Genomic DNA, 12,355 nt, shown 5'->3' with positions numbered 1-12,355 from the left:
CCAAAACTACTTGAACAACTGACATTAAAGAATTAGGACCGATGATTGAAAATATCGAGAAACGATCTTCGACTAAGTGCAGTCACGTCCTGTGCGTCGGAAATCCGTAGTTCATTATTAGTCAAAGATGAAAGAAAAGGCGGGGTTGCCCCCACCTCTCTACACAATCTCTAAATTAATCTTCTTACTTTCGTTTGTTCCTGCTGCGTTAATGACTGTACGTATTGCCTTGGCAATTCGTCCTTGTTTTCCGATTACCTTACCCATGTCTTCGCTATGAACACTGAGTTGATAGGTAATGGCGTGATCAGTCTTAACCTCTTCTATGCGTACTTCTTCTGGGTGATCGACAAGAGCCTTAACGATGGTTTCGATTAACTCTTCCATTATCGTCACACCTTACTTATTTTTGGTTTTTTGCGTTGTGAAGCTTTTCCATAAGACCAGCGTTTGAGAAAAGAGTACGAACTGTGTCAGATGGCTTTGCACCTTTTAGCATCCACTCAAGTGCTTTTTCTTCGTCAATCTTAACGTCGATTGGTTGAGAAATTGGGTTGTAGTATCCAATTTCCTCGATGAAACGTCCATCACGAGGTGAACGAGAATCTGCTACTACCAAACGATAAAATGGAGATTTTTTTGCTCCCATGCGCTTTAAACGAATTTTTACTGCCATATCTATAATTCCTCCTAATATTTTTAATTATGGTTATTTTCTCGGTATGAAATACCGGGCCATACTTTTAGTTACATGAATGGGAATTTCATGCCACCCATTCCGCCTTTTTTCTTGCCTTTTTGCATATTGGACATTTGTTTCATCATTTTCTTCATGTCCTCAAATTGCTTCAATAGTCGATTGACTTCTTGAACGGAACGACCGCTTCCTTTTGCGATACGTTTCTTTCGACTTGCGTTAATCGTTTCTGGTTGAAGCTTCTCACCTTTTGTCATGGACTTGATAATCGCTTCAACATGATTTAGCTGTTTGTCATCTACCTTAAGATTTTTCAGTTGTTTCATCTGTCCAGCACCGGGTAACATCCCTAGTATTTCATCGAGTGGTCCCATACTGCGGACTTGAGTCAACTGCTCAAGGAAGTCTTCAAAGGTAAAGCTCATTGTACGCATTTTCTCTTCAAGCTCTTTTGCTTTCTTTTCATCAACATTTGTTTGAGCTTTTTCAATAAGGGATAATACATCCCCCATTCCGAGAATTCGAGAGGCCATCCGTTCAGGATGGAATGGCTCGAGTGCATCCAGCTTTTCACCCATACCGATAAATTTCACCGGGGTATTGGTTACAGATTTAATGGAAAGTGCAGCACCACCGCGTGTGTCTCCATCCAGCTTAGTTAAAACGACTCCTGAAAGTCCTAATTGGTCATGAAAACTTTGTGCGACATTCACTGCATCTTGTCCAGTCATTGCATCGACTACAAGAAGAATTTCATCTGGATTCGTTATTTCTTTAATTTGAGCTAATTCATCCATTAATCCCTCATCAATATGCAATCGTCCGGCAGTATCGATAATGACATAATCATGGTGCTCTTCTTTCGCCTTCTCAATACCACGCTTCGCAATTTCAACCGGACTTGTATCTGTACCAAGATCGAAAACAGGCATTCCAAGCTGTTTACCAAGGGTTTGTAGCTGATTAATCGCTGCAGGTCGATAAACATCGGCGGCCACAAGCAAAGGCATTCGATTGTGCTTTTTCCGAAGGTGATTGGCAAGCTTTCCTGTAGAGGTTGTCTTACCTGCACCCTGTAATCCTACCATCATAATGACGGTCGGTGGCTTGTTTGCCACTGCAATCTTGCTTTGTTCTCCACCCATTAAAGCAGTCAACTCTTCATTGACGACTTTGACAACTTGTTGACCAGGTGTCAAACTTTCAAGCACTTCTTGACCAATCGCTCGTTCCTTAACCTTGGCAATGAATTGCTTTACAACTTTAAAGTTAACGTCAGCTTCTAATAACGCTAGTCGAACCTCTCGCATCATGACTTTTACATCCGCTTCAGTAACCTTACCTTTTCCGCGGACTTTTTGAAGTGTCTGTTGAAGTCGGTCGGCTAAACCTTCAAATGCCATAAAGTGCCGCCTCCTAATCCAAATCCTCGATACTTTCAATCGTATCAAGCAATTTTTTCTGATCCTTCTCTTCAGCAACCTGTTGACGTAACTTCTTCATTAGTTGCTCGCGTCTTTGATATTTATCGAGAAGTTCAAGCTTTTCCTCGTATTCTTCGAGCATTAACTCTGTTCGTTTAATGTTGTCGTATATCGCTTGACGGCTTACATTATACTGCTCAGCGATTTCTCCAAGGGACAAATCATCGAGGAAATAAAGCGCCATGTAATTTCGCTGTTTTGGAGTTAAAAGCGCATGATAGAAATCAAACAATAAGTTGACGCGTGTTGTTTTTTCTAGCACTCTTTCCACCCCTTGTTAAGCGAAATCCCTTTACGAATAATCATACTACACCCCATAGAAACCTTTGTCAAGTTTTTTTCTTAACATCAGTTTTCGACCTTATTTGTTGTTATGTTCTTCTTCTAATAGAAGGTCTGAAAATAATCCATAAACGAATTGATCCGGGTCAAACTCATACAGATCTTCTACTTTTTCTCCTAACCCTACTAACTTTACAGGTATTTCTAATTCGTGGCGAATCGCTAGTACGATTCCTCCTTTTGCAGTTCCATCCAATTTCGTTAATACTATTCCACTAACCTCTGTAGACTTACTGAACGTTTTTGCCTGGCTCATCGCGTTTTGCCCGGTCGTCGCATCCACTACAAGTAATACTTCATGGGGAGCATTCGGAATTTCTTTACCTATTACGCGCTTGATTTTTTCTAGCTCGTTCATTAGATTGACTTTATTTTGCAAACGGCCAGCCGTATCACATAGCAAGACATCTACTCCTTTAGATTTAGCAGACTTAACAGCATCAAATATGACCGCAGCCGGGTCAGAGCCTTCGCTATGTTTTACGACATCAACCCCAACACGGTCTCCCCATACTTGGAGTTGATCAATAGCCCCTGCTCGGAACGTGTCTCCTGCCGCCATCATGACTGACTTACCTTCTTGTTTCAATTTATGTGCTAACTTTCCGATTGAAGTCGTTTTACCGACACCATTAACACCTACGAAGAGAAATACAGTTAACTCTCCATCTTGCATGTTTAAAGCAGTATCATCATCTTCTTTTTGTAAAAACTCGGCAAGCTTTTCAGATATGACGTACTGGAGTTTTTCAGAATCTTTAATGTTCTGTCTTCGCGCTTCATCCTTAAGCTCATCGATCAAATCCATAACGGTTGCCACGCCTACATCAGCTTCAATTAAGATTTCTTCTAATTCTTCAAAGAAGTCTTCATCCACTTTTCTGTAGTCTTTCACTAATTCATTGACGCGGTTTGAAAATGAATCTCTCGTTTTCGATAATCCGTCTTTAAATTTCTCTGTAACAGACTCACTTTGAGTCGTGAACTTTTCTTTCATTCGTTTGAATAAACTCATATGATCCCCCTCATTTATGTTGACACTAGTTCTTTCGTTTCTTCCATTTTAACTGAGACAAGATTAGAAACGCCTGATTCCTGCATCGTTACACCGTACAATACATCTGCTTCTTCCATCGTTCCTTTTCTGTGCGTAACAACTATGAATTGAGTTTCCTCACTAAACGCCCTTAGGAACCTTGCAAATCGACTAACGTTTGCTTCATCTAACGCCGCTTCAACTTCATCTAAAATACAGAAAGGTACTGGTCGCACTTTCAATATACCGAATAGGAGAGCAATTGCTGTTAATGCTCTCTCTCCACCTGACAATAATGCAAGATGCTGAAGTTTCTTCCCTGGTGGCTGTGCCATTATGTTTACACCAGTATTCAATAAATCATCAGGATCTGTAAGGACAAGGTCGGCTTGTCCACCACCAAACAATTCACTGAATATCGATCTGAAATGCCCTTGAATTTCAAAGAATGACTCTTTAAAGCGTTTCGTCATTTCTTCGTCCATTTCAACGATAACGCCATAAAGTGTTGCTTTCGCTTCATTTAAGTCGTCTCGCTGATCTGTAAGGAAATGATACCGCTCAGACACTCTTTCATATTCATCGATCGCACCGAGATTCACCGTACCTAACTCTTCAATCGCACGTTTAATTAGTTTTACTTTTGTCCGCGCTTCGTCTGGGTCCATTTCGAGTTTATATTTCTCTTTTGCTCGCTCATATGAAAGGTGGTATTCTTCACTCAAATGAGTTAAACGATTCTCTAGTTCGACGTCCAATCTATTCAACCGCAGTTCTTCATGGTGAATGCCATCCGTCATTTGTTTGAATATTCGTTTCGACTCTTTGAGTTCTAGCTCATGCTTTTCAGTCGTTTCTTGTCTTTGAGAACGTTCTTTACGACGGTCACCAATCAACTGAATCGTCGCATCTTTGTCTTTACGGTGTTGTATGATCAAGTCATCTAAGCTTTCTTCATCTGAAGCACTTGTATTAACCGCTTCCTCTAACAACCAAAATTCCTCTTCTGCTTTATTTAACGATTTGTTCGTTTCTTCCAAATCGTTCTTTAATCGCGACACAGTGTTTTTTGAATTCGTGTACTGTTGTTCACATTGCGCTAAATTTACTTTTAGAGATGTAATAGACTCTTTAAGATCATCTTTGGTGGTTTGTACATTTTCCTTCTGATGCGTTAAACGATTGACTTCTTTTTCGAGTTCAATCGCTTGTTTTTCTGATTTGTCCAAGTCCTTTTTCAAGGTGGACACTCGCTTTTTGGTAGTATCACGTTGAGACGTGAAAGCACCCTTTTCTCGGTCGTATAAAGACAAGTGTTCATCAACATTTCGATGTTCTAATTCAATTTCCCTTAATTCACCCTTCATCTCTTGTTCTTTAAGACGAATTTGTTCTCCTTGTTCACGCAATGTTTCCATTTTCAACTTATCTTCACGCAATTGTTCCTTGCCATTCTTAACGGCAATTTCAAGCTTCTCTGTCTGCGTTTCCATTGTTGATAATTTCTCTACAACTGTTTCTAGCTCGCGTTGCCTCGACAATAGAGAGTTATTCTTCTGCTTTTGACTCCCACCGGACATTGAACCACCTGGGTTAACGACATCACCATCTAATGTAACGATTCTGTACCGGTGATTTAATATGCTTGCTAGCTCATTGGCACCTTCTAAATCAATAGCAATCACGACATTACCTAATAAATTTTCTATAATATTACGATGACGTTCTTCGTACCCGACAAGATTTGAAGCCATACCTACGAATGACCGATGACTCTTGATCTTATCTTCTTCATTTTGGGGTAATTTCCTACTTTTGATAACCGACATTGGCAAGAAAGTAGCCCTTCCAAGTCGATTTTGTTTTAAAAATGAAATAGCAGCTCTTGCATCTTCTTCTGTATGAACGACTATATTTTGTGTAGCTGCGCCTAGTGCCGTTTCTATTGCAGTTTCTTGCTCTTTATCTACATTTACAAGCTCAGCGACTGCACCTTCAATCCCATTTAACCGTCTTCCGCGCTCTTTAAGGATGCCTCTAACCCCATGGAAAAATCCACTGTAGTCATCTTGCATCTCTTCAAGCATTTCCTTCTTAGATTTGAACTGCTGGATAAAATGATAAGCTTTATATAATTTCGACTCTTGATCAGATAAACTAGATTCATCCTTTTCAATTTGGTTTTTCAACGTCTTGAAACCATCCATTTTACTTTCAAGCTCTTTTTGAATCTCTGCTAACCTTTGAGTCAACTCTTTCTTTCGTTGACTAATCGTTTCCCGCTCTTTGATATATTGACTATGACGCTCATCTAACTGAGAAGTTTTGTTAGATTGCTGTTCAAGCTGTTCAGTTAAGTACCTTATTTCATTTTTCATCGAAGCTTGTTCGTTTAATCGATCAAAATACTCACTCTTTAAATTTTCAAGTTCTTGCTCAATGTTTTTGTCCATTAAGTCAAGTTGACCTTGTTCTTCCTTGAGCTTTTTTTGTAGAGTTTTCATCTTTGTGTGATGCGTTTCTAATAGTTGCGTCTCTTCAGCCAATGTCTTTTCAATGTCTTGTTTCTTATCTTTTTCTTGCTTAATTTTCATTGTCAGCTGTTCTTTATTTTGATGATAATTCTTTTTCCGTTCACGCAAGACATCTCTTTTGCCCTCATGCTTTTCAAGCTCTTCACTAACATTTAATAATACGTCCTGAAGTTCATCTATTGATTCGTCTAAAGCAGAGAGTTCTTCCCTGATCGTATCTATCGTTTGTTCTTTCGATTGGATTTTGTCATTTAATGCCGTTTCTTTTTCCTTAAGTTGTTCAATTTCTATTGATTTCTCATTCCATCTTATATGTAGGTCTTCAATTTCATATACAATTAAGGCAGACTCTATGACTTCAAGATCACTTTTCTTCTCTAGAAAATCATTTGCGATTGATGCTTGTATCTTTAATGGTTCCACTTGGTCTTCTAGTTCATAGAGGATATCTTCAACTCTATTAAGATTCTCTTCTGTTTCACGTAGCTTTTGTTCTGCTTTCACTTTACGTGTTTTATATTTCAACACACCTGCAGCTTCTTCAAAGATTCTACGCCGATCCTCTGGTTTGCTACTTAAAATTTCTTCCACTTTACCTTGTCCAATAATGGAATAAGCTTCTTTCCCTAACCCTGAGTCCATGAATAAATCTATAATGTCTTTTAATCTACATGGTTGTTTATTAATTAAATATTCACTATCCCCAGATCGATAAACTCTTCTCGTAATACTTATTTCATTATATTCAATCGGGATATGTTGGTCTTCATTATCGAGTGTCAGCGTGACCTCCGCTAAATTAAGTGGCTTCCTGGAATCGCTACCTGCGAAAATAATATCTTCCATTTTCGCCCCTCTTAATGATTTAGCAGATTGTTCACCAAGAACCCAACGTACCGCATCTGAGATGTTACTTTTCCCACTACCGTTAGGTCCGACAACAGCTGTCACACCAGGAACAAACTCTATTCCAATTCGTTCAGCAAATGATTTAAACCCAATGACATCCAAGCGTTTGAGGAACATCTTAAATCCCCCTTCATTTTATTCAATAATTTAGTCATATATATAAATTCGTAAATTACGTTATCAAATCACGAAAACTCAGTAACACCAAGCCTGAATACATACTTAGTTATTTTATCATAAAGATGAACACTGAAGAAGAACCGTGTTCAAATTCCGCAAGTGTGTTTAATTCATGCTACAATGGGAGTTGGAAAATTAATTGTAGAAAGGATGATTCGGTGAATTTAAGTGTGAAGAGCCATGAAAATATGGCATATATGCTAGATCAAATCAAAAAACAATTGCAAGTTGTCAACACAGGGGTAATGCGGTCTGATGACTTTAATCTTGAACAATATGAGGACTTGAAGGATTTGTATGATTTTGTGATGAAAAAGAGTCACTTCAGCGTTAACGAAACAGAAGGAATTATTGAGGAGTTAAGCGAATTACGCAAAAGTAAATAATTGAAAAGGGTTGTCGTCTTCAGTAGTATCGAAGTCGGCAACCCTTTACTTTGTCTTATTTTGAATTCAGGTGCTTTAGTGCTTCTCTAGCAGCCTGTTGTTCAGCTTCTTTCTTGGAACGTCCATGACCAACGCCAAGACGATCATCTCTCAGGTACACTTCCGAAGTAAATTCCCTGTTATGAGCGGGGCCTGTCTCTTGGACAATGCGGTAATCAAGCGTACCATGATTCTCACGCTGTATAAATTCTTGTAGTTGGCTTTTGAAATCCATCACATGGGAAAAAGCACCTTCATTAATTTTAGGATACACGTACTTGGTTAAGAAACGCTCTACAACTTCTAGCCCTTGATCAAGGTAAAGCGCTCCGATAAAGGCTTCAAACACATCCGCTAAAAGCGCTGGTCTTGTTCGTCCACCTGTGTTCTCTTCACCTTTCCCTAATAGGACAAGTTCACCAAAATCCAAATGGTGGGCAAAAATAACAAGTGATGGTTCACACACAATAGCAGCACGTAACTTCGTTAATTCACCTTCGGACATATTCTGATATTTCTTATACAAGTATTGTGAAATCGTCAATTCGAGAACAGCATCTCCTAAAAATTCGAGGCGTTCGTTATCGTCACTTGGACGTTTACGATGCTCATTCACATAGGATGAATGAGTAAATGCTTGATATAACAATTTCTCATTCTGAAATTGAATATCCAATCCTTTTTGAAATGCACTAAATCGAGTTGATAACTCTTCTTTGGTAAAAGGTCTTCGTTTCGCTCGTGAAAATTTCTTTGATGGTGTACGGTTGGACATTGTGACCTCCATAATCCTTTCGCATGATCATAATATATTATTATAACGTGTAGTATAAATAGTGCAAAAATAAGATGAAGGGCTGATCCAATCCACGGATCAACCCTGATAAAAAACTATTGATGGCTGTTTATGTATGTTACTACATCGCCAACAGTAGCAATCTTTTCAGCATCTTCATCAGAAATCTCCATATCGAACTCATCTTCTAGTTCCATAACAAGTTCAACAACATCTAGAGAATCTGCTCCTAGGTCTTCTTTAAAAGAAGATTCAATCTTCACTTCTTCCTCATCAACCCCTAAACGGTCAACGATAATTTTCGTGATACGATCTTGAATGTCTGCCATGTCCGTTCACCTCCTCTCAAGTTATTATACGAGAAGTACACGTCCTCGTAAATCATCTAAAAACAATAATAGCTAAAATTTATTCCGCAAGCGAACAGGGAGCTACGAGAGCCTAGTAATGTAACCGCTAATTACGTCACGTCCTGTGACAACGCCGGTACTAGTACATCCTGTACGTCGGAGGACCGGAGTAGCGACGTGACGCTCACTGCCTAAAATCGTCACGTCCTGTGACAACGGCAGTACTAGCACGTCCTGTGCGTCGGTAGTTCGAGAGAGCTGTTTCCCGGAAATTTTTAGTTACATCACCATGCCGCCATCGACGTGAAGAGTCTGCCCCGTAATATAACTCGCCTCATCCCCTGCTAAGAACCTTACAGCTGATGCGATGTCTTCTGGACGTCCTAGGCGTGATAGTGGGATTTGCTTCATCATTTCGTCTTTCACATTGGTTTCGAGTGCTTCTGTCATGTCTGTTTCTATAAATCCTGGTGCTACGGCGTTTACTGTGATCCCACGGCTAGATAATTCTTTGGCGGTGGTTTTGGTTAGACCGATGACACCTGCTTTAGCAGCGACATAGTTGGCTTGTCCTGGATTACCTGAGACACCTACAATGGAAGCAATATTGATGATTCTTCCTGAACGTTGTTTCATCATTTGACGCGTTACTGCTTTCGTACAATTGAATACACCTTTTAGGTTTGTATTAATTACTGCATCCCATTCTTCTTCTTTCATTCTCATTATTAGATTATCACGTGTGATGCCTGCATTGTTTACGAGAATGTCGAGTGATCCGAATGTGGAAACAACCTCTTTGATCATGGATGTGACAGAATCTACACTCGCTACATCTGATTGGATAGCGAAAGCCTTTCCGCCTTGCTCTTGTATTTCCTCAACGACTTGCCTTGCTCTCTCTTCACTTCCAGAGTAGTTTACAGCTACTGAAACACCTTGTCGAGCAAGATCTATCGCGATTGCTCTACCAATCCCTCTTGATGCCCCTGTTACTAAGGCCGTTTTTCCACTAAGCATTGAATCATACCTCCTTCAGTTTTTCCACTGCCGCTTCTAATGATTCAGAATCAGAAATGGCAATTGTCGTTGCACGTCTGTGTACTTTCTTTACGAGACCGGATAAAACTTTACCTGGCCCTATTTCAACAAATGTATCTACCCCTTCATCTAACAAGTACTGGACGGTTTCTTCCCAGCGAACGGGTGAATATATTTGTTCAATTAATCTTGTTTTAATCTCGGTTGCCTCCGTAACTGCTTTAGCAGAAACATTTGCAATAACGGGTATGTTAGCATCCGTAATCGTTAATTCATCAAGTACTTCACTCATTTTATCTGCAGCTGGCTTCATGAGCTCTGAGTGGAACGGTCCACTTACTTGTAGTGGGATAATTCGTTTAGCACCTTGTTCTTTTGCGATCTCAGAAGCTTGTTCAACGCCTTTCTTCGTGCCAGATATAACGATTTGACCCGGGCAATTTAAGTTCGCTAATTGTACTGAATTTCCTTGTTCTGTTACTTGATCTGTAATGCTTTGAAGTGTATCAGAGTCCATGCCAAGAATGGCAGCCATAGCACCTTTGCCCGCTGGAACGGCTTCTTCCATAAACATACCGCGCTTTCGCACCGCATACACACCATCTTCAAATGAGAGCGCACCTGAAGCAACAAGAGCTGTATACTCACCCAAGCTATGTCCAGCTGTATAATCAGGCTTGATGTCATATTGTTCTAGTGCCCTTAGAATCGCAATACTTGTCGTCAACAATGCAGGTTGTGTATTTTCTGTACGTTTCAATGTTTCCTCAGGACCATTCTTAATGATATCTGATAAATCATAATCAAGACGTTGATCGGCAATTTTAAAGACGGCTTCAGAACGTTCGTTTTCGTTCGCCAAATCTTGTCCCATCCCTACCTGTTGTGAGCCTTGTCCAGGAAATAGAAATGCTATTTTCCCCATTTTCTATTCATCTCCTTCATGTTGCGTTGCTTTTTCTCTAATAATAGACACCATGTCGTGTTCAACCATATGACGAGCTTGACGTATTGCATTCAAAACGGCTGTTTCATCTGAAGATCCGTGTGCCTTAATTACAGGTGCTTTTAAACCGAACAATGCAGCTCCGCCATATTCACTATAATCTAATTTACTTTTAAGTGCTTTGAATTGAGGCTTAAGCACTGCTGCCGCTAGTTTGCTTTTTACGGAACTCATAAGTTGTTCCTTCAACATCGCAAAGATTGACATCGCAGTACCCTCAATTGTTTTTAATACTAAATTTCCTGAAAACCCATCGCATACGACAACATCTGCAATACCATCTAGTAAGTCACGCGCTTCGACATTGCCGACAAAATGTATTTGTTCGGACTGTTGTAACATTTCGTAGGCTCTCTTCGAAAGTTCATTCCCTTTTCCTTCCTCAGTTCCTACATTCAACAAACCGACTCTAGGGCGATCAATATTTCTCACTTGTTGGCTGTAAACTGTGCCCATTAATGCATATTGAAGCAAATGCTCAGGTTTCGCATCCATATTTGATCCAACATCTAGCAATACGAACCCTTTCCCATCCAAAGTTGGGAGAGTTGGTGAAAGTGCTGGCCGATCAATCCCTTTAATTCGACCGACATTCAATAGACCCGTTGTCATTAATGCACCTGTATTACCTGCAGAAATGCATGCATCTGCTCTGCCTTGTTTCACTTCCTGTGCTGCAAGAACCATTGAAGCATCTTTCTTTCGCCTAACAGCTCTAACAGGTTCATCATCACTGGTTATTTTTTCTGATGTATGTATGATCGTAATACGGTCGGTACTATCCATATGTTTGTTGATTTCAGTTTCATCACCAACAAGAACGATTTCTAAGTCTTTATACTGTTGAACGGCTTCTAAAGCACCTAGGACAATCTTTTCAGGTGCATGGTCACCGCCCATAGCATCTATTGCAATTTTCATCAGTCTTCTTACGTCCTTTCTATGTTGCTTTTGTTGGAGCGGAACATTGTAAAGATACCTTCAAATACAAGCTCTTGTTCAACATAGCTCTTCACTTCAACAATCGTCCGATCAGATTTATGTTCCTTAACGGACGCTTTTGCAACAACTCGTTCTCCAACTTTCACTTGTCTTGTAAAACGAATTTCGGTTTTATTCGTTAACGCAAGTTCATCATTGATGATTGCAACAGCCAAGGAGTTGGCTTGTGCAAACAAGTGATGGCCTCTTGCAATATCATGTCTTGAGAAAACGTGTTCCTTTTTTATATCCAGAATGGAAATGGCTGATTCATCAAGTTGCAAATCAACAATCTCACCAATGACATCTTCAATTGAAAGTGCCTTTACCTCATCAAGCTGTTGTTGAGCTACACTCTTTATTCGTTCTCTAAGCTCTGGAATCGATAACTCCAAACGATCTAGTCGAATCGTTTGCACACTAACTTGAAATTGATTAGCCAAATCCTCATCTGTGATGAATGGGTTTATCAAAATTGTCTCTTTCAGCAACTGCTGTCTTTCCTTTTTATTTCGCTTCATTGCTTCACCATCTCTTACTCTTATGAGTAGGTACTAAAAGTAGTATATAGTTT

At 39.8% G+C, this 12,355-nt stretch carries 13 protein-coding genes; 1 reads left to right on the top strand and 12 read right to left on the bottom strand.

Features of this window, described 5'->3' with window-relative positions:
• Nucleotides 1-159 precede the first annotated feature (159 nt).
• From L2716_RS05010 to smc, 6 genes are all read right to left on the bottom strand, one after another.
• Nucleotides 160-387, bottom strand: a complete 228-nt coding sequence (locus tag L2716_RS05010) for a KH domain-containing protein (RefSeq protein WP_236332371.1) — start codon at nucleotides 385-387, stop codon at nucleotides 160-162.
• Nucleotides 388-403: 16 nt separating this feature from the next.
• Nucleotides 404-676, bottom strand: coding sequence for a 30S ribosomal protein S16 (rpsP, locus tag L2716_RS05005; protein ID WP_236332369.1), 273 nt, complete (start codon nucleotides 674-676; stop codon nucleotides 404-406).
• A 71-nt stretch (nucleotides 677-747) separates the two neighbouring features.
• Nucleotides 748-2,100: a signal recognition particle protein gene (gene ffh / locus L2716_RS05000; RefSeq protein ID WP_236332367.1), complete on the bottom strand. Its 1,353-nt coding sequence runs from the start codon at nucleotides 2,098-2,100 to the stop codon at nucleotides 748-750.
• Nucleotides 2,101-2,113: 13 nt separating this feature from the next.
• Entirely contained in the window at nucleotides 2,114-2,443 is a 330-nt protein-coding gene (locus tag L2716_RS04995) for a putative DNA-binding protein (RefSeq protein ID WP_236332365.1), read from the bottom strand.
• A 99-nt stretch (nucleotides 2,444-2,542) separates the two neighbouring features.
• Nucleotides 2,543-3,538 carry a signal recognition particle-docking protein FtsY gene (gene ftsY, locus L2716_RS04990; RefSeq protein WP_236332363.1) on the bottom strand — a complete coding sequence of 332 codons (996 nt, stop codon included), beginning with the start codon at nucleotides 3,536-3,538 and terminating at the stop codon, nucleotides 2,543-2,545.
• Between the two features lie 14 nt (nucleotides 3,539-3,552).
• A complete protein-coding gene (smc, locus tag L2716_RS04985; protein WP_236332361.1) occupies nucleotides 3,553-7,119 on the bottom strand; it encodes a chromosome segregation protein SMC in 3,567 nt (1,188 codons plus the stop codon).
• 233 nt (nucleotides 7,120-7,352) lie between these two features.
• Here smc and L2716_RS04980 point away from each other — a divergent pair, with 233 nt between their 5' ends.
• Nucleotides 7,353-7,568 (top strand): DUF1128 domain-containing protein, encoded by a 216-nt coding sequence (locus L2716_RS04980; RefSeq protein ID WP_408005289.1) that lies wholly within the window; start codon nucleotides 7,353-7,355, stop codon nucleotides 7,566-7,568.
• 55 nt (nucleotides 7,569-7,623) lie between these two features.
• Here L2716_RS04980 and rnc read toward each other — a convergent pair whose 3' ends face one another.
• From rnc to fapR, 6 genes are all read right to left on the bottom strand, one after another.
• On the bottom strand, nucleotides 7,624-8,382 hold the full coding sequence (gene rnc / locus L2716_RS04975) for a ribonuclease III (protein WP_236332356.1): 759 nt from the start codon (nucleotides 8,380-8,382) through the stop codon (nucleotides 7,624-7,626).
• Between the two features lie 116 nt (nucleotides 8,383-8,498).
• Nucleotides 8,499-8,732, bottom strand: coding sequence for an acyl carrier protein (acpP, locus tag L2716_RS04970; protein WP_236332354.1), 234 nt, complete (start codon nucleotides 8,730-8,732; stop codon nucleotides 8,499-8,501).
• A 300-nt stretch (nucleotides 8,733-9,032) separates the two neighbouring features.
• Nucleotides 9,033-9,773 carry a 3-oxoacyl-[acyl-carrier-protein] reductase gene (gene fabG / locus L2716_RS04965; protein WP_236332353.1) on the bottom strand — a complete coding sequence of 247 codons (741 nt, stop codon included), beginning with the start codon at nucleotides 9,771-9,773 and terminating at the stop codon, nucleotides 9,033-9,035.
• 4 nt (nucleotides 9,774-9,777) lie between these two features.
• Nucleotides 9,778-10,719 (bottom strand): ACP S-malonyltransferase, encoded by a 942-nt coding sequence (fabD, locus tag L2716_RS04960; protein ID WP_236332351.1) that lies wholly within the window; start codon nucleotides 10,717-10,719, stop codon nucleotides 9,778-9,780.
• Nucleotides 10,720-10,722: 3 nt separating this feature from the next.
• Nucleotides 10,723-11,721, bottom strand: a complete 999-nt coding sequence (gene plsX, locus L2716_RS04955; RefSeq protein WP_236332349.1) for a phosphate acyltransferase PlsX — start codon at nucleotides 11,719-11,721, stop codon at nucleotides 10,723-10,725.
• Between the two features lie 8 nt (nucleotides 11,722-11,729).
• Nucleotides 11,730-12,302: a transcription factor FapR gene (gene fapR, locus L2716_RS04950; RefSeq protein WP_236332347.1), complete on the bottom strand. Its 573-nt coding sequence runs from the start codon at nucleotides 12,300-12,302 to the stop codon at nucleotides 11,730-11,732.
• Nucleotides 12,303-12,355 lie beyond the last annotated feature (53 nt).

The sequence above is a fragment of the Pseudalkalibacillus berkeleyi genome (assembly GCF_021608225.1).
Classification (GTDB): domain Bacteria; phylum Bacillota; class Bacilli; order Bacillales; family Fictibacillaceae; genus Pseudalkalibacillus; species Pseudalkalibacillus berkeleyi.
This window is presented reverse-complemented; position numbering and strand designations above follow the sequence as displayed.

Bases quoted from the DNA above. Each gene is read 5' to 3' on its own strand.
- acpP (WP_236332354.1), bottom strand. From the start codon at position 8,732: ATGGCAGACATTCAAGATCGTATCACGAAAATTATCGTTGACCGTTTA.
- rnc (WP_236332356.1), bottom strand. From the start codon at position 8,382: ATGTCCAACCGTACACCATCAAAGAAATTTTCACGAGCGAAACGAAGA.
- fabD (WP_236332351.1), bottom strand. From the start codon at position 10,719: ATGGGGAAAATAGCATTTCTATTTCCTGGACAAGGCTCACAACAGGTA.
- fapR (WP_236332347.1), bottom strand. From the start codon at position 12,302: ATGAAGCGAAATAAAAAGGAAAGACAGCAGTTGCTGAAAGAGACAATT.
- smc (WP_236332361.1), bottom strand. From the start codon at position 7,119: ATGTTCCTCAAACGCTTGGATGTCATTGGGTTTAAATCATTTGCTGAA.
- L2716_RS05010 (WP_236332371.1), bottom strand. From the start codon at position 387: ATGGAAGAGTTAATCGAAACCATCGTTAAGGCTCTTGTCGATCACCCA.
- plsX (WP_236332349.1), bottom strand. From the start codon at position 11,721: ATGAAAATTGCAATAGATGCTATGGGCGGTGACCATGCACCTGAAAAG.
- ftsY (WP_236332363.1), bottom strand. From the start codon at position 3,538: ATGAGTTTATTCAAACGAATGAAAGAAAAGTTCACGACTCAAAGTGAG.
- rpsP (WP_236332369.1), bottom strand. From the start codon at position 676: ATGGCAGTAAAAATTCGTTTAAAGCGCATGGGAGCAAAAAAATCTCCA.
- ffh (WP_236332367.1), bottom strand. From the start codon at position 2,100: ATGGCATTTGAAGGTTTAGCCGACCGACTTCAACAGACACTTCAAAAA.
- fabG (WP_236332353.1), bottom strand. From the start codon at position 9,773: ATGCTTAGTGGAAAAACGGCCTTAGTAACAGGGGCATCAAGAGGGATT.